The following is a 20,355-nucleotide window of genomic DNA, read 5'->3' as shown; positions in this document are numbered from 1 at the left end:
ATTTCCACCTTATACTAATAAATCTATTTTGTTTTTTAAGAATTTGGTCTAAAATAGTAACCAACTCCCCATTTCGTTAGAATATATTCAGCTTGACTAGAATTTTCTTCAATTTTTTCTCTTAATCTTCTAATATGAACATCAACTGTTCTTAAGTCACCAAAGTATTCGTATCCCCAAATTATTTCTAACAATTCTTCCCTTGTGAAAACCTTACCTGGATTAGATGCCAGTAGTAAAAGCAAATCAAACTCTTTAGCAGTAAGATTTATATCTTTACCATTCACTGTAACTTTACGTCCCAATGTGTTAATAGTAAAATTGTCCAGTTGAATTATTTGTTCTCCAATTTTGGTTTCTTTTGTACTAGCTCTTCTAAGTATTGCTTTTATTCTAGCCTTTAACTCTAAAATATTAAAAGGTTTAGTTAAGTAATCATCAGCACCATATTCAAGTCCTAAAATTTTATTTATATCTTCGCCCTTTGCTGTAAGCATTATAATAGGTACTTGGGACTTTTCTCTGATTTTTTGGCATACTTCTAGGCCATCTATTTCTGGTAGCATCAGATCTAAAATTATTAAACTATAGTTTTCTCTATTTGCTTTATCTAAGGCTTCACTACCATCATAGGCAGCATCTACTTCGTATCCATCCTGTTCTAAACTATATTTTAATCCTTTCACCAATAGTGCTTCATCATCTACTATTAATATCTTGGTGTCCATTATATCACCCCATATGTTATTATTCCCATAAAAACACTCATTAAAAACTTTTACAGTTAAATGATTTTTTATGAATGTATTTTTAACCACAAATATATAATTTCAATATAAAGCTTGTATATATTATATCATAACATAATTATTAATTATAGTATACCTATTATTAATAGAGAATTCTCTTGTCCTCCACTCTTTTAGTTACTTTAACCTGATCTAAATATTCCAAATAAGCAACTGCATATTTTCTGCTGGTATTTAATATATCCCTAGCATCGGCTAAAGTGATATCTCCATTAGTGTTAATATGTTTTTTTATTATATCTATTCCCTCTAGGTATACATCTTTATGAAGTATAATATCATCTTTAAGTCTCATTAATATCCCTAAGTCTATTAAAGCATTAAATACCTGTTCTATATCATAATCATTATAATCTAAATTTCCTTTTATCTCATCAAACTTAGGTGTTGTAAACTTACTATCCATATATATTGATTCTATCCTTTTCCCTATTTCTTCTTGTTTATCTGTAAACTCTATTTTAAATTTCTTTAATGAAATAACTTCATTGGTTTGCTTTATAATATCCTGTTTAACTAAATAATCAAAGAATTCTTCTGCTAATCTTGACTTTATATTATTTAAAAACTTACTTCTAACTTCTTCCTTTAACATACCTGCCTTTAGAGGGTTTTTGCTATGGTATTTTTCTAGCTCTTTTTTTATCCTATCTGATAAGTCAACATAATAATCCCTATGAATTACGTGAATATCATTTAACAGTTCAAAGGTTATAATCTTCTTGTTTTCATGTAGATTATTTACTATTTCCGCCACTTTATCCTTGCTTGCAACAGTATATATGGATATATCCTTTATACTGGAAAAATCTTTGCTCTTATCTTTTATAATCTTTTCTACTATATCCTCGGTACTGCCCTTTTCCTTTATTTTCAATTCTTCTATAGCACTATTATCAAACCTTTTACGCTTAGGGGGATTAGAATCTAATATTTCACCCCCACCTATAGTGGTCATAGGAGAATAAAACCTCATTATAAATCTATCTCCCCTTTTAGCTACAATAGTATCCTCTAATCTTAGCTGGGCATAACAACTTTCTCCAGGGGTTAAATGCTCTTTATCTAAAAGAACAACTCTACATAACACTTCACTGGTGCCTAAGTAGATCCTTACCCTAGTTCTATTTTCTATTATTCTTTGGGAATTTTTAAGTAATTTTAGTTTCACATCCAACATCATTGTATCTTCCATAGAACCAATTGGAGCCACTATATTTCCCCTATCTATCTCAGACTTTTTTAGTCCAGCAATATTAATGGCTACCCTCTGTCCTGCATATGCCGTAGTTGTATCCTCTTCATGTACCTGTATAGATCGTATTCTTCCCACCTTATTTCCTGGGAAAACCTGAACTTCATCACCTTCACTAAATTGGCCTGATACCAATGTCCCTGTAACCACTGTTCCAAATCCAGTTATGGTAAAAACCCTATCTATGGGAAGTCTTGGAGTATCTGTAATATCCCTTTCTTTGATACTATCGGTTAATTTATCAATAGTTTTTATAACATCATCTACTCCTGCGCCCTTAGTAGATGACACAGGTATTATGGGACTGTCTTCTAAGAATGTTCCCTTTACATTATCTAAAACATCTTCCTTAACAAGTTCAAGCCACTCATCATCAACTAAGTCGGATTTAGTTAACACAATAATACCATTTTCTATATCCAGTAGGTTTAAAATATCTAGATGCTCAGTTGTTTGGGGCATGATTCCCTCATCGGCTGCAACAACAAGTACCACTATATCCATACCAATTACCCCAGCTAACATGTTCTTTATAAACTTCTCATGTCCAGGAACATCTATTATACCAGCTCTCTTTCCACTTGGTAAATCAAAGAAAGTAAATCCCAGTTCTATTGAAATCCCCCTATCTTGCTCTTGTTTTAATCTATCGGTGTTTCTTCCAGTTAAAGCCCTTATAAGGGTTGTCTTTCCATGATCTATATGACCAGCTGTCCCTACAATAACATTTTTCATATAAACACTCCTTTAAATATCTGAAACAGCAAATTCAATTCCATCTACAATAGTACTTATATCCATATCTTCTATAGTTCTTACATCCATATACATTTTTTCTTTATATAGCCTTGTAATTATAGGTACTTTATAAGCTCTTAACCTTTCTTCTAGCTTCGTTATATTAATATTATCTGAGTAAATAACAACATCTTTAGTGGGTATCCTCTCTAAGGGCATGGATCCCCCTCCAACTTGGGAAAAATCATCTACTACTCTAGTTATTATTTTGTTAGATATTTTTTCATCTATTAAAGTCTTTAACTTATTAGCTTTTTTACTTAACTCTTCAATTGGACATGTTATCATATTTAATGTTGGGATATTTTTTATGGCATTTTCTTCATTCAAATATTCCCTTAAGGTAGCTTCTAATGTTGCAATTGTAAACTTATCAACTCTAAATGCCCTAGTAAGGGGATTTCTCTTCATTTCATCTATATACCTTTTCTTGCCTATTATTATCCCGGCTTGAGGTCCCCCCAATAGTTTATCCCCACTAAAGGTAACTATATCAACCCCAGCTTCTATAGAGTCCTGTACTGTGGGTTCATGTTCAAGACCGTATTTCTTTAAATCTATTAAGACTCCACTTCCTAGGTCTTCAACAACAGGTATGTCATGTTTTTGACCTAACTTAACTAAAGCATCTAAATCTACACTGGATGTAAAGCCTAAAATTCTATAGTTACTTGTATGTACCTTTAAAAAGGCTCCTGTATCCTCACCTATAGCCTTTTCATAATCCCATATATGGGTCTTATTTGTTGTTCCCACATCTACAAGATGAGCTCCACTTTGCTCCATTACATCGGGAACCCTGAAAGAGCCCCCTATTTCTACTAACTCTCCCCTAGAAACTACAACTTCTTTTTCCTTAGCCAAACTTCCCAATACTAACATAACTGCCGCTGCATTGTTATTAACAACAAGGGCTGCTTCAGCACCGGTAATCCTAGTTATTATATTTTCTAGATGACTATATCTAGATCCCCTAGAGCCAGCTTCTAAATCAAATTCTAAATTGGAGTAGTTTGTTACTACCTCACTTATATGTTCCATCACATCTTTACTTACTAGAGATCTACCTAGATTAGTATGTATTACTACTCCGGTAGCATTTATTACCCTTTTAAATTTAGTTTCCATCTTTTTATTAGATTCTTTTATAACAATTTCAGATATACTATCGGTAATCTCTGATAATGTATCATAATCAATTTCATTTTTTCTGATTTTATTTCTTAACTTTTCAATTTCTTCTCTTATGGTTTCAATAACTATTTCTCTAGGTATCTTTTTTATCAAATTATCAATATCTGGTTTAGAAATAATCTCATCTACTTTCGGTAATTTACTAAAAAGATTCCCTTTATTATTCATATGTCATCATCCTATCTTAATATCATTATTCTGTAACTATTATCGACTTTTCTCCTTTTTCAATGACTTGCCCAATAATAGCAAAGTCTGTATCAATAATTTTAAGTTTCTCTAAAAGCAACTGAGCCTTATTGGCATTTACTGATATTAATAACCCTCCGGAAGTCTGGGGGTCAAATAATATATCTTTTACCTCCGGTTTTATATCATCTTTAAACAGAACCTTATCCCCAATAAAGTTCTTATTAGAATATGCTCCTGCAGGAACCAATCCCATACTTGCAAACTCTATAGCTTTATCCAGTATTGGAATTTCATTACTATGAAGTTTTATAGTCACATCACTACCCTCTGCCATTTCTAAGCTATGTCCAAGTAGCCCAAAACCTGTAACATCGGTTACACTATTAACTCCCACTTCTAACATAGCATCCTTAGCTTTCTTATTTAGTGATGTCATTATCTTTACTGCTTTATCATATGTGTCTTTATCTGTCATTTGAGCTTTAATAGCAGTATTTATAATGCCTATTCCTATAGGTTTAGTTAATATCAATACATCATCTACTTTAGCATTGGCATTTGTTAAAATACTTTCAGGCTTTGCAAAACCAGTAACAGATAGTCCATATTTAGGTTCATCATCTTCCACAGTATGTCCCCCTACTAATAGGGCTCCAGCCTCTACAACTTTATCATATCCTCCCTTTAAAATATCAGCCATAACATTCGGTGATAAACAGTTTGGAAAACAAATTATGTTCATTGCTAATTTCGGTTCTCCGCCCATTGCATATATATCACTTAAGGAATTTGTAGCTGCAATTTGTCCAAATGTATAGGGATCATCTACTACTGGAGTAAAGAAATCAATAGTTTGAATCAAAGCTTTATCTTCATCTATTTTATAGACTGCCGCATCATCGGCAGTATCTATACCTACCATTAAATTATCATCATAAGTTTTGGGTAAATGACACAGAACCTGTGCCAAGGTATCAGGACCTATTTTAGCTGCTCAGCCTGAACTTTTAGTTAACTCCGTAAGTCTTTTTTCTTTTTCACTCATTGTATCACTCCTTAATTTACTGTTATTAACTTCTCAATAGACTGAAATTTCTTATCTCCAATACCTTCAACCTTTATCAAGTCATTTTTGTGTTTAAATCTAGTTTCACTTCTATATCTAATTATTCTATCGGCTAAAACATCTCCTATCCCTGGTAAGGACATTAATTGAGTTTTTGTTCCATTATTTAAATTTATTAATTTATTATCATTCTTTAAACTATTATTATAACTACTTTTATCATCTATATCCTTTTCTTCTGTTATAAAAAGTTTATTATGACTTTCTTCCCCTATTTTAGGAATATATATTTTTTCTTCATCTTCTAATACCCTTGCCAAATTTATTCTATCTAGGTCGGCTTGATTATCTATTAACCCACCTACTTCTTTTATACCATCAATAAGTCTATCACCCTTTTTTATTACTGCTAATCCCGGTTTAACCACGGCACCACTAATATGTACCATAATTGTATCCCTTGACTTATCCCTATTATATTCTATTTTTGCTTCCTTTTCTACACTCTTTTCCTGTTCTTTCATTTCATTATCGGTAGTTATTACCAATTCATCTTTTCTAATAATATTATATCCTACAATAGATACTATCACAGTGACCAGTATTAGTATAACCATTTGTTCCCTTTTTGTAAAGTTCATAATATATCCTTCCCTTGTATATTTTTTTAAGATTATTCCCATACTTAGTTACATATAATCATTTTGATTTATTTTTATGGTCTAAAAAAACTGAATAACAGAATATCTGTTAAATATACTTAAAAAATTTGTACCATTTTGATATAATATATATTAATAAGCTAGGGATTTATAATCTCCTAGAACTAATTAGATGAGGTGGTAAATTTTGAAGAAATACGTTGTTTTTATGCTCTTATTGTTCCTACTACTTAATTCACCAGTATATTCGGCTCCAAGCACCCCCAATATTTCAAGTGAAGCAGCTATTGTAATAGATGCTAATACGGGTAAAATTTTATTCGAAAAAAATATTAATAAAAAACTTGCTCCTGCCAGTACTACTAAAATAATGACTGGTATTCTAGCCATCGAAATGGGAGACTTATCTAAAAATGTAATAATAGATAAAGAAACTCCCCTAGGTATTATAGGTAGCCACATTGCTTTAGAACCGGGAGAAATATTGACATTTGAAGATTTATTATATGCTTTATTGATACAATCTGCAAACGATTCAGCTAAAGCCATAGCTATAAATCTTTCTGGGTCTGTTGAAGAGTTTGCGAAACTTATGAATAAAAAAGCAAAAGAATTAGGGGCTAAGAACACCCATTTTGTTAATCCCCATGGTTTGGATGAAGAAAATCATTTTTCCACTGCCTATGATTTAGCCATAATAGCTAAATATGCCATGAAAAATGATACCTTTAGAAATATCGTTAATAATTATAAATATAAAATAGAAAAAACTAATAAAAAAGATGTTCCCAGATATCTTAAGTCTCAAAATAAGCTTATGTATAGTAATGAAGAAATTAATGTAGATGGTAACTATATTCCTATAAAATATAGTGGTGCAAATGGCATTAAAACCGGATTTACTGACAATGCAAGATACTGTTTAGTTTCATCTGCGAAAAGGGGAGAACAGGAGTTAATAGCTGTGGTTCTTAAAGCCAGTAATATGAAGGCATTATACACCGATACCCATAATTTATTAAACTTTGGATTTGATAACTTTTATACTAATAAAATAGCATACGAAAGACAGTTTATTAAAAATGTAAAAGTTGAAAATGGAGATAAAGCTTTTGTAACTACTGTTATAGATAAAAATTTATCCGCTATTATACCTAAGGGCACAAATAGCAATATTGAAACTAAGCTAAACTTACCTGACAAGTTAAAAGCACCTATACCAAAGGGAAGGGTTATTGGAAATATTGAGTATTTAATAGATGGGAAAACATTAGGAACAGCTAATATAATAGCTGCTATAGAAGTTAATCAAAAACCACTTCCCGCTGTAATTGATTCTAAAAGCAATAATTTTATTCTGAAGAAATGGTGGTCATGGCCAATAGTATTATTTCTAATTTGGAGATCCTATATATCTGTTAGAAGATACAAGAAAAGAAAGAAGCGAAAAAGAAGAAAAGCTACTTTTGTTTATAGCAAAAAAATATAAGGGACTTTAGTCCCTTTTTTCTATTTCTTCTAAATAATTATATATGGTATATCTTGAAACCAAAAGCTTTTTAGCCACATATTCTATGGAACCCTTTATTAAGAATAAGTTTTTATTATTTAATTTCCTTACTATATCAACCTTATCTTTCTTTTTTAAATATGTTATAGGTATTCCTATATCCTTTATAGTTTCATCCACAATATTATGCAATATGTATTCTACATTATCATTCTTTTCTTTTATCTCTGTAGTTGTATCTATATTTGTAAAATTCAGTAGGTCATCCAAAGCGTTTCTATATGCAATAAAATCGGTAACATCTGTATTAATGCCTATGTAACGAAGAATATTATCTTCACAGTCTTTTGTAATAAGTATGGATGTTTTAATAGTCCTTCCTTCTTTTACTACCGACTTATAATTTAAGATACTTTTCTTTCTATCATTAACTATATCCATTATTTCTTTTTCAAATTCTGTTATTTTATCTCCTACTTTCCTCTTTGTTACATTATCCCCTGATATAAAGTCTATAATATTAGGATTATCTTTTGAGTAGAGTACTACTTCACTTCTTTTTCCGATGATTTCCGAAACCCCTTGAATTAAAGATATTATATTATTAGTAAACAGTTCTTCATTATCCACCTATTATTCACCTCTAAAATATTAATTACTTCTGTTGAAAAAGAGTTTTTCCCTAGTAACAAGCATTATATAAATAATAGGTTTCTGTTTAAACAGAAACCTATTATTTATATAATATCATCTAATTCTATACCTTCAGCATCAACCCATAATCTTTCAAGATTATAAAATTCCCTATCCTCTTTATGAAATACATGTACTATAATATCACCATAATCTAGTAATATCCATCTACCTGTTTTATAGCCCTCTTTATTCATAGGCTCATATCCTGCTTCATGCATTTTATCCTCTATTTCATTAGCTATAGAGATAACCTGTCTATCAGAGTTACCACTGGCTATGACAAAATAGTCTCCTATACTTGTTAAACCTGAAATCTTGAGAGTTTTTATATCAAATGCCTTTTTATCATCGGCTCCCTTTACTATTATACTAAGTTTATTATTATCCAATTAGTATACCTCCTAAAACTATATTACTTTCAATAATTAGTATATTCTATTTGTCCTCTAACTTTTCATCTTTATTAAACATTTCCTCTACCATCTTTATGGATTGTTTCTCATATGGGATAAAATACCATAAACCATTAATCATTTTAGCATCTCCTGGTAAAGTTTCCATTCTTAAATTATTTAAATTTATATCTTTGGCCTTGGCACCATACTTTAACATTACCGTATTAGGTATATTTGTATCAACGTTATCAACATAGCTTTTAAATATTTTAAAGAATTTATCATAGTCACTAATAGACAACTCTAAAGCTTTATTAGCAGCAGCCTTAATAAAGTCCTGCTGTGCATTTATTCTTCCTAAGTCTTGATTATTATATCCCTTTCTAAACCTTAAGTATTCCAATGACTTTTGCCCATCTAACACCTGTCTTCCTTTTTTGATATCAATGTGTAATGGAGGATCCGCATAGGGGTCATTATAATACATCCTCATAGGTACATCTATCTCCACACCATCTATGGCATCCACAACATCCTTAACTATCTTATAGTCCACACGAACATAATACTCAACATCAACCCCTAGTAGGTCTTTTACAGCCTTCATAGCCTTTTCTGGACCACCATAGGCATGGGCATGGTTAATCTTTTCTTTGTTATTTCTTCCCCTTATAACAGCCCTCGTGTCCCTTGGTATAGACAGTATAGATATCTTTCCAGTTTTATCATCATATCTACATAACATCATTGTATCAGTTCGTTGACCTTCACCTTCCTCTACACTTTTAGAATCTATTCCCATAAGTAGAAATACAAGCTCATTATCATTTTTTATAAACTTATTAAGTATCTTATCTGTTAAGGTTTGATTTCCACTTGATGCTCCAACTGCCTGGTCGTCATTAACAAAATAAAATATTAATCCCGAATACATTAATGCGAAAATTAAAAAACAAAAACTAAATATCTTTAAAAACTTCTTCATCATTCTCACTCCATTTTAATCCATGTTTTAATATTAGGTCGTTTCTAGTGGCTATTGTATTTTTGTGAATTAGCAATCCCTTATTTATTAGATATTTTATTGTATTATTCAAAATATATAATAAAGCTTTGTCTAAATCTTCAAAGGCCATCTTTCTAGCATAATTAGCTTCTTTAAACTCTCTACTGGGTTCAATATAGTCTGCCACATATATTATCTTTTCTAAATTAGTCATACCAGGTCTTCCTGTAGTATGATATTTAATAGCATTAAGTACATCCCTATCTATTATACCATAAAATTTCTTAGCAAGTTCTACCCCAAGATATGAGTGAATCAAAGCTGTATTATTTTTCATAACATTATCTTGAATTATATCAAAATCTCTAGCCATTTTCAACAAAAGGTCCTTATCTTTTAATTTACCACAATCATGCAGTATGGCAGCTATAGAAACTTTATCTTTATCACACTCCTTTATTTCCCCTAGCTTTTTAGCTACCTTTTCAACCCTTAGGGAGTGTAAATACCTTTCTTCACCGATATAATTTTTTAATTTGTTATGATCTATATTAACATTCATAAGATACCTCCAAAACTATTCTTTATTACTATTATTATAAAGTTTATTTTTAATTATATATGATTCTACAGGTTCTTCTAGGAGATATTTCACACTTTTGTTTTCATTTAATCTATGTCGAATATCTGTTGATGATACTTTTAAAGCAGGAACTAATATAGTATATATCTTCTTACTATATTTCTTTTCTAAATCAGCTATTTCTTTTTCCATTTTTGATAATTTAAAACCCGGTCTAGTAGCCGCAACAAATTTACATAATTCCAAAAGTTCATCAGTACTTTTCCATGTGGCCAAATCTAATATAGCATCGGCTCCTGTAATGAAATAAAACTCTGCTTCATTATTATATTCCTCTTTAAGTTTCTTTATAGTATCAACTGTATAAGTTAAACCTTCCCTGTCCACCTCAATAGAGGAAACCTCAAAGTAAGGGTTACTTATAGTTGCTAATAACGTCATTTGAAATCTATGCCTAGCTTCAGTAACTTTTTTTCTACTCTTATGGGGCGGGTTTCCCGATGGTATAAATATCACCTTGTCTAGATTAAACCTGTCCCTTACTTGTTCTGCTATTACAAGATGACCTATATGTATAGGATCAAAGGTCCCCCCCATTATTCCAAATTTCTTCTTTTGAGCTGTCATGTACTAACCTCCATATACTTAGTGATAAAATAATTATACAACAAAATTCTCTGTTATTAAAGAATAGTTATATTATTTTATAATAATCTAAGGCTAGTCTTTGTAAGACTAGCCTTGATAACTATCTATAAAACTCTTTATCTCTCCTACCTCTTTCTTATCCTTACAAGACAATGAATCTATCTTTTCTTCTTCAAAATTTTTAAAATATGCTTTAAATTCTCCGTTATCATGCTCTTCATACTTTATGCATCTAAAGCCTTTATTATATAAATCTTTTACTTGATTTATATTATTGATATTCATAATTCATCTCCTTATATTTTTTAGTTGTAAAAGTTAGCTGGGGGATTACGAATCCCCCAGCAACTATTTGTGGATGTAAAATCTCGGTAACTAGCTATGGATGTAAAACCTCGGTACTAGCTATGGGGCGGAAGTCTCGGTAACTAGTTATGGATATAAAACCTCAGCAGCTAGTTATGGCGGCGGAAACCTTAGTAACTAGTTATGAAACTACAAACTATAATCAGTTAGTTATAGAATTATAAATTTTCTATAACTAATAAGAGATTGGAATATTCCAATCTCTTATTAGTATTATTATTTCACTTTTAATTATTCTTTATTTAGGTAATTCTATTTTTTTATTATCTTCTGATTCTCTATATATAACAAATTTATTACCAATACTTTGAACAAACTCTGCATTCACTTTATCGCAGACTTCATTAGCTGCATCCTTTGAGTCTAAAAAACTATTATCTAGTACTTTTACTTTTATAAGCTCTCTAGCTTCAAGAGCATCATCTACTTGTTCTATAAAGTTATCTGTTATTCCATTTTTACCTAATTGAAAAATAGGATTCATTTTATTTGCAATTCCCTTTAGATAACTTCGTTGCTTTCCTTTTAACATTTAATCATCCCTTCTAACACTATTCTATTTCAATTTCTTTTCTGGATATCCTTCTATGGATCTCATAATTCTTACTACCCTTCTTCCATCCACTTCTATCTTTTTTTTCAGGTTTAAAATTTTCATTAATGACAAAGTCACTCTTTTTCACACAATAGTATGTTGGCTGATTTTCTTTACAATTTCCACATTGAATACACTCCATCGTCTCACTGACCTCCATATTTAATCAAAAAATTCAAATTCAAAACCACAGATATTTACTATATCCTCTTCCTGTACACCCAATTCTCTTAATTCATCTATTATTCCCCTTTTCCTTATTACCTTTTGGAAATGTCTAAGGGAATCAAGATCATCAAAGTTTGTAGAAGCTACTAATTTCTCCATAGGATATCCTTCTACAATATATTTACCTTTTTCTTTACGAATTGTTACTTTATTATCCACATTATCTATATCATATATGGATTCTCCCACTACTTCTTCATATAATGGTTCAGGTTCTGGTATCTCATTTAACTTATTCCAAATATTATACTTCAATTCCTTTATACCTTGCTTTGTTGCCGCAGAAATAGAGTAAACTTCATATCCTTCCTTTTCTACATTTTCCTTTAATCTTTTAAATCCTTCCTCTGAATTTGGTAAATCCATTTTATTTCCCACTACAATTTGTGGTCTATCGTATAATCTAGAACTATACTTTTCTAGTTCTTCATTTATCTTATTAAAATCTTCTATAGGATCCCTTCCTTCTTGTCCTGAAACATCTACTATATGTACTAAAAGCCTAGTTCTTTCGGTATGTCTTAAAAATTCATGTCCTAAACCGACTCCTTTATGAGCACCTTCAATAAGTCCTGGTATATCGGCTATAACATAGCTTTTTCCCTCGCCAATTTTTACAACCCCTAAATTAGGTGTTATAGTGGTAAAATGATAGTTAGCTATCTTAGGCTTAGCATCAGTAATTATGGACAATAAAGTTGATTTTCCAACGTTAGGAAATCCTATTAATCCTACATCGGCAAGTAGCTTTAACTCAAGAACTATCCATCTTTCTTGCCCCTTACTTCCCGATTCAGCAAATCTAGGTGCTTGTCTAGTTGATGTAGTAAATTTAGCATTTCCTTTTCCACCTTTTCCACCTTTAGCAATGGTAAAGATATCCTCTTTCTTTGTTAAGTCAGCTATTATTTTATTAGTTTTTTTATCCCTGACAACAGTTCCAGGGGGCACTGTCAAAACTAGATCTTCCCCTTTTTTTCCAAATTGCTTCTTATTTCTTCCATCCTGTCCTCGCTCCGCTTTATAGTGGGTGGTATATCTATAGTCCATAAGGGTTCTAATGCCTTCATCTACTTTAAGTAATACACTTCCACCATTTCCTCCATCTCCACCAGCTGGACCTCCCGATGGCTCATATTTTTCCCTTCTGAATGCAACAGCACCATTTCCACCATCTCCTGCTTTTACATGTATCTCTACCTTATCTATAAACATTAATATCATCCTTACCTAAATTATTCTTTAGTAATTTAATTATAACAACTTATTCTTAAGTGTCAATAACTATTATTCCAAAAAAATATTAATCTTATTATCTTACATTTTTACTAGTTCACCTATATAAGAGTTTATATTTGGGTCTATCTTATTATAATTTATATAGTTAAAAGTTACCTTTATATTATTTTTATTAATACTACAGCTTTTAGGGAGTTTTTTATCTTTTCCCCTTAACTTGTCTATAAAGTTTCCAGTAAAAATAAATTTTATTTTCTTATCATCTTCCAGTATGTCTATTAAAATATTATAGTCATTATCATTTAAAGAGTTAATTAATATATCAAAAATATTATTTAACTCCTTAATAATCTTTTCTTCATTTTTTGTAACTCTAATATCTCCATTATTACTTGTTTTAATATTACATGTAAATAATAATCCTTGATTATTTGCTTCTCTTATTTTTTTATCTAGCAAAAGTGCTATTGAAGGAATTGTAATATTATATGCCTGACTAATATTACTTGTTATTGAAGTTACCTTTTTAATTTGTTCAATAGCCTTATCACTCTTTTCTAATTGCAAATAACCATATATTATTTGAAAAATATTCATATAATCATGTCTTTGCTCCCTTAATAAACCCTTTATTGTTTTGTTACAATGATACCTCAGTAGGTCCTTATTATTTTCTATTGAAGTTTTATATGTATTTATAATAGATAATAAACCAAATACAATACCAAGTATCAATATAGCAATATATTTAATATCAATTTTAGCTTTTACAGAAACTACTAAAATTATTATTAGTACTATTATATTAATAACATTGTATATTATATTTTTATTTCTTTTATATTTCCCAATCTCCCCTCTTATAATAACACCTCCCCCACATATGATAATAACTATATTTTACCATAAAGTATACATATAAAAAAGAAACAAAAAAAACCTACCATAGTATGGTAGGTTTATTCAGCGTCAGCAACCATCTCAGCTGGTTGAATACTAACTTGTTTTTTGTTTTTTCCTTTTCTTTCAAACTTAACAATACCATCAACTTTAGCAAATAAAGTATCATCTCCACCTTTACCCACATTTAAGCCAGGATGGATTTTAGTTCCTCTTTGTCTAACTAGTATATTACCAGCTAAAACAAACTGTCCGTCAGCTCTTTTAACACCAAGTCTCTTAGACTCACTGTCACGACCGTTTTTAGAACTACCTACTCCCTTTTTATGAGCAAATAATTGTAAATTTAATTTTATCATTTCCTTTACACCTCCCCGTATTCGAGAGTTATATAATCTGGATAAACTTCGATTAAACTCTTTATACCAACTTCCATTGTCCTAAAAACTATTTGTGCTTTTTCCATAGTTTGATAATCCATATTCGTTGGTATAATAACACTTAAAAAACCTGTTTTCTCATCTATCCTATAGTTTATTTTATCCTCGTCTATATCACAAACTTCATTAAGGGCAATTAGTGTTGTTTGGCTCAGTGTGGAAATAGCTGCACACAAGATATCTTGCCCTTCTACTCCATATCCTGTATGACCATTCAAACTATAACCAACAATACTTTGAGCATCACTTTTTAAAATCTTAATTTCAGTCATAAGTAACACTATCCATTAATTTTTTCTATTTTTACCTTTGTGTATGGCTGACGATGCCCTTGCTTCCTTCTATAATCTTTCTTAGCCTTATATTTGAAAACAATGATTTTCTTAGCCTTACCTTGTTCTAAGATTGTACCTTCAACTTCTCCACCTTCAACATGTGGCTTGCCTACTTTTATATCTCCATCATTAGAAACTAAAAGCACTTTGTCAAAAACAACCTTATCATTTTCATTTCCTTGAATCTTCTCAACGAAAACTGTATCTCCTTCTTGAACTCTGTATTGTTTTCCTCCAGTTTCAATTACTGCGTACACTATCAAACACCTCCTCAATCCAGTCTCGCCAATGTTAGGCACATAAGTTTTAAGCCCACATTGTGCGGCTACCTACAGAATAAAATTTTAGCAAATAAATGGTCTTTTGTCAACTACTTATCCATATAATTTATAATTTCTTTTATATTTTCATTTTCCCCAATAGTTCTAATGCCTATTTCATTGTAATCTATTTCTTTGTCTCCCCTTATATATATATCTATTTCATATATATTTTTAATCTCTTTAAGTATTTCTTCATCATTTTCATAAATCATTTTTTCTACAAAGGGACTTACTGTAAATATAACTTCTTTAGTATTTGTATGATTTTTAATTCTTCTTATTTCTCTTTCTATTTTATTTAACATAAAATAATCAGAGTATATTCTTCCGGTCCCTTCACACTTAGGACATTGTTTCAATAATTTAGAGGTAAGTCTTTTTCTAACCTTCTTTCTAGTCATTTCCACTAACCCCAGTTGAGTCATCCCCAGTACTGTAGTCTTTACCCTATCCTTTTTTAACTCCTTTTCCAATAACTTTATAACTAGATTAATATCTTCTTTATTATCCATATCTATGAAATCTATTATTATTATTCCCCCAATATTCCTTAGTCTTATTTGTTTAGCTATCTCCTTAGTAGCCTCTATATTAGTTTTCACAACTGTATCTTCAAGATTAGTGCTACCTACATATTTTCCAGTATTAACATCAATAGATGTTAAAGCTTCGGTTTCATCAATTATTATATAGCCACCACTCTCTAGCCAAACTTTTCTATCTAAAGATTTTCTTATGGTGCTTTCTACACCAAAGTGGGTAAAGATATCATAACTATCATCAAAGTACTCTACCCTAGACTTAAGGTGGGGTGATACAATATCAACAATTTCAATAATACTTTCATACTTTTCTCTATCATTAATAACCAATCTGTTGGTATTTAAAGTAAATAAATCCCTGATGGTTTTATGTATAAGGTCTAAGTCTTTATGTATTATTCTAGGAGCCTTACCTAGGTTCTTTTCTCTTTGGATTTTATTAAATAATCCCAATAGGAAAGTTATATCTTCTTTTAAATCATTGATATCTTTACCCTTTGATGCAGTTCTTAAGATAACCCCTATATTATCAGGTTTTAACTCTTCTACTAATCTTCTAAGTCTTTCCCTTTCCTTCTCCTTAGTTATTCTCCTAGACACTCCAACATAATTAGTGTAAGGCATCAAAACTAAATGCCTTCCCGGTAAAGTAATATGTCTAGTAATCCTAGCCCCTTTAGTTCCCAAAGGCTCTTTAACAACTTGAACTATTATTTCCTGGCCAGATTTAACAACGTCTTTTATTGACATATCCTTTAAATTATTTTTCTTATTATTTAACTGGTCTTTAGGTATAGCATCTTTAATATACAGAAACGCATTTTTTTCAAGACCTATATCAACAAATGCAGCCTGCATCCCAGGTAAAACATTTACAACTCTTCCTTTATATATATTTCCTAATATTTTTTTGCTTTCTTTTCTTTCCATGTATAGTTCTACTAAATTACCATCCTCTAAGACTGCTACTCTGTCTTCTTTAAGGCCAGCATCTATTATTATTTCATTCATAATACCTCTCCTAAAATATGAAATATTCCCAAGGTAAGATATTTTTTGCTGAAGCATGTCCTATAGAAATAATATACTAATTTTTATAATGGTGTTATTATTTTATTATTCTCTTCTATAAAGAGTTCTAATCGTTTAATTTTAGTTTTATCACCATTAATATTTATATTACAATACTTTTCCATGGATTCTATCAGAACTTCAGGCTTCAAATTACCTTGACTCCCTGTTTTTAATTTAGTCTTTAAAATTCCATTATTACCATCAACTAACAATACAAGGATTTCTTCAATATAATCTCTAATATTTACTTCCCTTATCTTTATTTTTCCCTTTTTCTTCTTTTCTTTTGTAATTATTATTTCACTTTTCTTTAATAGTTTGTCTATCTCAGATTCTAACCCGTCTTTATCTAAACTATTTTCAAAGGTCAACTCCATAATATAAGTTGCCCATCTTAATTTTGATGTCAATGACTTTTTACTATCTACATAAACAGCCTTCAGTATCTCTATTCCATTAGGTAATACCCTATTCATATTTTTAACAAACCCATCAATATCGATTTTTTCTACCAACTCAATTTCGAAATATTCTCCATCACTTGGGATGCCTAATGCCAGTGCTGTAGCCGTAGAAAATTTAGGTTGAGGATTATATCCTTCACTGTATTTCATTGGGATATTTGCCCTTCTAAAGGCTCTCTGAAATAGCCGCATCAAGTCAAGATGCCCTATATATTTTAATTCTTCACCTTTAATAAATTTTCCTCTTATTTTTATCATTAGCAAACACCACCTGTAAAAGTCCTATTAATACCACAATTAGTACAACCTTCTCTACAATCCTTTGTTAATGTCCCTTCTTTGGCCCTTTCATTCTCATCTATAAGGTATTGTTTTGAAACCCCAACATCTATGAAATCCCAAGGTAAAACTTCATCATATTCCCTTTCTCTATTGGCATAAAAGTTTGGGTCTATACCTGTATTTTTAAATGCCTCTACCCAAACATCATATTTAAATTGATCGTCCCATCCATCAAACTTACATCCATTTTTCCACGCTTCTATTAATGCTCTGCCTACCTGTCTATCTCCTCTGGCAACAACGGCTTCTAGGAAACTAAGTTTAGGTGTATGATAGTTATAATTTATTTTTCTGTCTCTTATTTCTCCCCTAAGGATACTAATTTTTCTATTAAACTCCTCCATAGTGTCTTGAGGATGCCACTGAAATGGAGTAAATGGCTTAGGCACAAAACAAGATGTACTAGCTGTTACCTTTAAGTTTCCTTTTCTTTTATCCTTTGGTAGACTAAAGAACTTATCCTTTACCTTATAAGCTAAGTCTTTAATTCCCATCACGTCATCATCAGTCTCAGTGGGAAGTCCAATCATAAAATACAATTTAACACTGGACCATCCCCTGGAAAATGCATCTTCAACAGAGGTTATTAAGTTCTCTTCATTTATCCCTTTATTTATTACATCCCTAAGCCTTTGGGTCCCAGCTTCAGGGGCAAATGTTAACCCGGTTTTTCTAACCTTTTGAATCTCTTCTATGACATCTGGAGAAAATGAGTCAAGTCTTAAAGAAGGTAATGATAACCCTATTTGTTGCCCCTTAAACTCTTTTATTAATCTCATTACCAATTCTTCTAATTTTGAATAATCCCCAGTACTTAATGATGATAAGGATATTTCATCATGACCTGTGATAGCCACAAGTTTTTTAGCGATCTCTACTAAATTATCCACACTTCGTTCCCTAACAGGTCTATATATCATACCTGCTTGGCAAAACCTACATCCCCTTGTACAGCCTCTAAATATTTCTAAAATTATTCTATCATGTACCGTTTCTATATATGGTACTATAATTTTATCAGGGAAATAAGTGTCATTTAAATCACTTACAATTCTTTTCTTTATTTTAGTAGGGTAACTTTTCTTTTTGGGTTTCATTTCCTTTATCGTATTATCATTGTTATATACTATATCATAATGGGACGGTACATATATTCCTTCTATTTCTGCAACTTTTTCTAAGAACTCCTTTCTATCTTTCCCTTCTCTCTTCCATTCTTTATAGGATTGCAACACTTCTAAGTTTAATTCTTCCCCTTCTCCTATAACAAAAAAGTCAATTACATCGGCTAGGGGTTCTGGATTATATGCACAGGGTCCCCCAGCTATTATAAATGGATCATCAATACCTCTATCAGTTGTTAAAATTGGTATATTACCCAAGTCTAGCATATTTAGTATGTTTGTATAACTCATTTCATATTGTAAAGTGAATCCAACAAAATCAAGCTCATTTATAGGTGTTTTAGTTTCAAGCGTGTATAAGGGTATATTCTTTTTCCTCATCATCCCTTCCATATCAATCCACGGAGCAAATATCCTCTCACAATATATATCATCTTCATTATTTAAAAGATTATATAGTATATGAAGACCTAAATGGGACATTCCCACTTCATATATGTCTGGAAATGCAAAACCAAATCTAACATTTATATCATTTAAGTCTTTTATACATATATTCTGTTCATTTCCTATGTATCTTGCTGGTTTTTCTACTTTTAAAAGTACTTCTTCTAATATATTTTTATCCATATTTGTTATCACCTTTCTTAAAAAAATAAATTGCTTATCTATACCATTCTATCATTTTTTTATTCTAATTAATAGGTCATTTAAACTAATATCTATTCCATATTCTATTGTATATTTTATAAATTCATTTTCATTTATCAAACCAACACAATCTCCATCCTTATTTATTATATATAAAATATGATATCTCTTCGGCAAAAAATATTCTAAGGCCTCTTTTATAGTAGTATCTTTTAACACAACTATAATCTCGCCATTCATAGCTTTTTGTTTTAATAAAAGGTTCTTCTTTCCCAATATCTCCTTTATGAAAATAAAAGCTACCATTTCTTTTTCTTTTTTGGCAGCTACAAAAATAAAGCTTGAAATTAACATTAAATACACTCCCTGTTTTTCCATAAGAAAAACATATACTCCATAAGAAAATATTATTCCTGAAATTAAGTAAGAGATATTTACCATAGTATGGGTAACCCTCTTAAATCCCCAAAAACTAGATAAAAAAGCCCTAACTATTCTTCCCCCATCCAAGGGTAATATAGGTAATATATTAAATATGGCCAATAGAAAATTTATACTGTAGATAAATATTAATGTTTCACTACTATAGAATAAAGTATTAGTTATAAAAAACATCAATCCAAATATAAAATTTATCAGTGGCCCAGCTATTGATACTATAATTTCAGCCCTAGTATCTGTTCCTATTATTGAGTCAGACTTTGCTACTCCTCCAAAAGGAAATAATTCTATCTCGTTAAACTTAATACCTAATTTTGTGGCTATAAAAATGTGGGTAAATTCATGGATTATTACAAATATAAAACTAATAATTATTTTTATATTATAACCTAAATAACAATAAAAAATAAGTAAAGCTATAAGTAAAATGTTTATTTTTACTTTTATGTCCTTTATTTCTAAAATAGTCATTAAAGC

At 30.5% G+C, this 20,355-nt stretch carries 23 protein-coding genes; 1 reads left to right on the top strand and 22 read right to left on the bottom strand.

Going from position 1 to position 20,355, the window contains the following annotated elements; all coding sequences use genetic code 11:
- Window positions 1-35: 35 nt before the first annotated feature.
- From V6137_RS04080 to V6137_RS04060, 5 genes are all read right to left on the bottom strand, one after another.
- A complete protein-coding gene (locus V6137_RS04080; RefSeq protein ID WP_425446608.1) occupies window positions 36-728 on the bottom strand; it encodes a response regulator transcription factor in 693 nt (230 codons plus the stop codon).
- Between the two features lie 163 nt (window positions 729-891).
- Window positions 892-2,799 carry a selenocysteine-specific translation elongation factor gene (gene selB, locus V6137_RS04075; RefSeq protein ID WP_425446607.1) on the bottom strand — a complete coding sequence of 636 codons (1,908 nt, stop codon included), beginning with the start codon at window positions 2,797-2,799 and terminating at the stop codon, window positions 892-894.
- A gap of 12 nt (window positions 2,800-2,811) precedes the next feature.
- Window positions 2,812-4,224 carry an L-seryl-tRNA(Sec) selenium transferase gene (gene selA, locus V6137_RS04070; protein ID WP_425446606.1) on the bottom strand — a complete coding sequence of 471 codons (1,413 nt, stop codon included), beginning with the start codon at window positions 4,222-4,224 and terminating at the stop codon, window positions 2,812-2,814.
- A 25-nt stretch (window positions 4,225-4,249) separates the two neighbouring features.
- On the bottom strand, window positions 4,250-5,293 hold the full coding sequence (gene selD / locus V6137_RS04065) for a selenide, water dikinase SelD (protein WP_425446605.1): 1,044 nt from the start codon (window positions 5,291-5,293) through the stop codon (window positions 4,250-4,252).
- 11 nt (window positions 5,294-5,304) lie between these two features.
- On the bottom strand, window positions 5,305-5,955 hold the full coding sequence (locus V6137_RS04060; protein WP_425446604.1) for a helix-hairpin-helix domain-containing protein: 651 nt from the start codon (window positions 5,953-5,955) through the stop codon (window positions 5,305-5,307).
- 208 nt (window positions 5,956-6,163) lie between these two features.
- Between V6137_RS04060 and V6137_RS04055 the strand changes: the two genes are divergently transcribed.
- A complete protein-coding gene (locus V6137_RS04055) occupies window positions 6,164-7,465 on the top strand; it encodes a D-alanyl-D-alanine carboxypeptidase family protein (protein ID WP_425446603.1) in 1,302 nt (433 codons plus the stop codon).
- 6 nt (window positions 7,466-7,471) lie between these two features.
- Here V6137_RS04055 and V6137_RS04050 read toward each other — a convergent pair whose 3' ends face one another.
- The 17 genes from V6137_RS04050 to V6137_RS03970 all read right to left on the bottom strand — a co-directional run bounded on the left by V6137_RS04050 (window position 7,472) and on the right by V6137_RS03970 (window position 20,349).
- Window positions 7,472-8,116, bottom strand: coding sequence for a helix-turn-helix transcriptional regulator (locus tag V6137_RS04050; protein ID WP_425446602.1), 645 nt, complete (start codon window positions 8,114-8,116; stop codon window positions 7,472-7,474).
- Window positions 8,117-8,223: 107 nt separating this feature from the next.
- Entirely contained in the window at window positions 8,224-8,571 is a 348-nt protein-coding gene (gene rsfS, locus V6137_RS04045; RefSeq protein WP_425446601.1) for a ribosome silencing factor, read from the bottom strand.
- 46 nt (window positions 8,572-8,617) lie between these two features.
- Entirely contained in the window at window positions 8,618-9,562 is a 945-nt protein-coding gene (locus tag V6137_RS04040) for an LCP family protein (protein ID WP_425446600.1), read from the bottom strand.
- Entirely contained in the window at window positions 9,537-10,145 is a 609-nt protein-coding gene (gene yqeK / locus V6137_RS04035; protein ID WP_425446599.1) for a bis(5'-nucleosyl)-tetraphosphatase (symmetrical) YqeK, read from the bottom strand. Before yqeK ends, V6137_RS04040 begins: the two co-directional genes overlap by 26 nt.
- A gap of 15 nt (window positions 10,146-10,160) precedes the next feature.
- A complete protein-coding gene (gene nadD / locus V6137_RS04030; RefSeq protein WP_425446598.1) occupies window positions 10,161-10,793 on the bottom strand; it encodes a nicotinate-nucleotide adenylyltransferase in 633 nt (210 codons plus the stop codon).
- Window positions 10,794-10,901: 108 nt separating this feature from the next.
- Window positions 10,902-11,099, bottom strand: a complete 198-nt coding sequence (locus V6137_RS04025) for a hypothetical protein (protein ID WP_425446597.1) — start codon at window positions 11,097-11,099, stop codon at window positions 10,902-10,904.
- Between the two features lie 319 nt (window positions 11,100-11,418).
- A complete protein-coding gene (yhbY, locus tag V6137_RS04020) occupies window positions 11,419-11,712 on the bottom strand; it encodes a ribosome assembly RNA-binding protein YhbY (RefSeq protein WP_425446596.1) in 294 nt (97 codons plus the stop codon).
- A 19-nt stretch (window positions 11,713-11,731) separates the two neighbouring features.
- The gene (locus tag V6137_RS04015) at window positions 11,732-11,917 is read right to left on the bottom strand and encodes a hypothetical protein (RefSeq protein ID WP_425446595.1); all 186 of its coding nucleotides are present in this window, start codon (window positions 11,915-11,917) and stop codon (window positions 11,732-11,734) included.
- Window positions 11,918-11,937: 20 nt separating this feature from the next.
- Window positions 11,938-13,218 carry a GTPase ObgE gene (obgE, locus tag V6137_RS04010; RefSeq protein WP_425446594.1) on the bottom strand — a complete coding sequence of 427 codons (1,281 nt, stop codon included), beginning with the start codon at window positions 13,216-13,218 and terminating at the stop codon, window positions 11,938-11,940.
- Window positions 13,219-13,320: 102 nt separating this feature from the next.
- Window positions 13,321-13,977 (bottom strand): Spo0B domain-containing protein, encoded by a 657-nt coding sequence (locus tag V6137_RS04005; protein WP_425446593.1) that lies wholly within the window; start codon window positions 13,975-13,977, stop codon window positions 13,321-13,323.
- Window positions 13,978-14,201: 224 nt separating this feature from the next.
- Window positions 14,202-14,501 carry a 50S ribosomal protein L27 gene (gene rpmA, locus V6137_RS04000; RefSeq protein ID WP_425446592.1) on the bottom strand — a complete coding sequence of 100 codons (300 nt, stop codon included), beginning with the start codon at window positions 14,499-14,501 and terminating at the stop codon, window positions 14,202-14,204.
- 5 nt (window positions 14,502-14,506) lie between these two features.
- The gene (locus V6137_RS03995; RefSeq protein WP_425446591.1) at window positions 14,507-14,854 is read right to left on the bottom strand and encodes a ribosomal-processing cysteine protease Prp; all 348 of its coding nucleotides are present in this window, start codon (window positions 14,852-14,854) and stop codon (window positions 14,507-14,509) included.
- 8 nt (window positions 14,855-14,862) lie between these two features.
- Complete coding sequence (rplU, locus tag V6137_RS03990; protein ID WP_425446590.1) at window positions 14,863-15,174, bottom strand: 50S ribosomal protein L21; 312 nt, start codon at window positions 15,172-15,174, stop codon at window positions 14,863-14,865.
- Window positions 15,175-15,287: 113 nt separating this feature from the next.
- A complete protein-coding gene (locus tag V6137_RS03985; protein ID WP_425446589.1) occupies window positions 15,288-16,793 on the bottom strand; it encodes an Rne/Rng family ribonuclease in 1,506 nt (501 codons plus the stop codon).
- 83 nt (window positions 16,794-16,876) lie between these two features.
- Entirely contained in the window at window positions 16,877-17,578 is a 702-nt protein-coding gene (locus tag V6137_RS03980) for a TIGR03936 family radical SAM-associated protein (protein WP_425446588.1), read from the bottom strand.
- Window positions 17,578-19,416, bottom strand: coding sequence for a TIGR03960 family B12-binding radical SAM protein (locus V6137_RS03975; RefSeq protein WP_425446587.1), 1,839 nt, complete (start codon window positions 19,414-19,416; stop codon window positions 17,578-17,580). Before V6137_RS03975 ends, V6137_RS03980 begins: the two co-directional genes overlap by 1 nt.
- Before the next feature lie 51 nt (window positions 19,417-19,467).
- Window positions 19,468-20,349, bottom strand: coding sequence for a M50 family metallopeptidase (locus V6137_RS03970; protein ID WP_425446586.1), 882 nt, complete (start codon window positions 20,347-20,349; stop codon window positions 19,468-19,470).
- Window positions 20,350-20,355 lie beyond the last annotated feature (6 nt).

The organism is Dethiothermospora halolimnae (assembly GCF_037577855.1).
In the GTDB taxonomy this organism is placed as follows: domain Bacteria; phylum Bacillota; class Clostridia; order Tissierellales; family VENL01; genus Dethiothermospora; species Dethiothermospora halolimnae.
Note: the sequence above shows the minus strand (reverse complement) of the source record. Positions and strands in the feature narration are given on the sequence as shown.

What these genes read in the sequence shown, in the direction of transcription:
- V6137_RS03975 (WP_425446587.1), bottom strand. Translation starts at nt 19,416, where the DNA reads ATGGATAAAAATATATTAGAAGAAGTACTTTTAAAAGTAGAAAAACCA.
- V6137_RS04080 (WP_425446608.1), bottom strand. Translation starts at nt 728, where the DNA reads ATGGACACCAAGATATTAATAGTAGATGATGAAGCACTATTGGTGAAA.
- yhbY (WP_425446596.1), bottom strand. Translation starts at nt 11,712, where the DNA reads ATGTTAAAAGGAAAGCAACGAAGTTATCTAAAGGGAATTGCAAATAAA.
- rpmA (WP_425446592.1), bottom strand. Translation starts at nt 14,501, where the DNA reads ATGATAAAATTAAATTTACAATTATTTGCTCATAAAAAGGGAGTAGGT.
- selA (WP_425446606.1), bottom strand. Translation starts at nt 4,224, where the DNA reads ATGAATAATAAAGGGAATCTTTTTAGTAAATTACCGAAAGTAGATGAG.
- yqeK (WP_425446599.1), bottom strand. Translation starts at nt 10,145, where the DNA reads ATGAATGTTAATATAGATCATAACAAATTAAAAAATTATATCGGTGAA.
- V6137_RS03995 (WP_425446591.1), bottom strand. Translation starts at nt 14,854, where the DNA reads ATGACTGAAATTAAGATTTTAAAAAGTGATGCTCAAAGTATTGTTGGT.
- selB (WP_425446607.1), bottom strand. Translation starts at nt 2,799, where the DNA reads ATGAAAAATGTTATTGTAGGGACAGCTGGTCATATAGATCATGGAAAG.
- V6137_RS04025 (WP_425446597.1), bottom strand. Translation starts at nt 11,099, where the DNA reads ATGAATATCAATAATATAAATCAAGTAAAAGATTTATATAATAAAGGC.
- V6137_RS03980 (WP_425446588.1), bottom strand. Translation starts at nt 17,578, where the DNA reads ATGATAAAAATAAGAGGAAAATTTATTAAAGGTGAAGAATTAAAATAT.
- obgE (WP_425446594.1), bottom strand. Translation starts at nt 13,218, where the DNA reads ATGTTTATAGATAAGGTAGAGATACATGTAAAAGCAGGAGATGGTGGA.
- V6137_RS04015 (WP_425446595.1), bottom strand. Translation starts at nt 11,917, where the DNA reads ATGGAGTGTATTCAATGTGGAAATTGTAAAGAAAATCAGCCAACATAC.
- V6137_RS03985 (WP_425446589.1), bottom strand. Translation starts at nt 16,793, where the DNA reads ATGAATGAAATAATAATAGATGCTGGCCTTAAAGAAGACAGAGTAGCA.
- V6137_RS03970 (WP_425446586.1), bottom strand. Translation starts at nt 20,349, where the DNA reads ATGACTATTTTAGAAATAAAGGACATAAAAGTAAAAATAAACATTTTA.
- nadD (WP_425446598.1), bottom strand. Translation starts at nt 10,793, where the DNA reads ATGACAGCTCAAAAGAAGAAATTTGGAATAATGGGGGGGACCTTTGAT.
- V6137_RS04060 (WP_425446604.1), bottom strand. Translation starts at nt 5,955, where the DNA reads ATGAACTTTACAAAAAGGGAACAAATGGTTATACTAATACTGGTCACT.
- V6137_RS04040 (WP_425446600.1), bottom strand. Translation starts at nt 9,562, where the DNA reads ATGAAGAAGTTTTTAAAGATATTTAGTTTTTGTTTTTTAATTTTCGCA.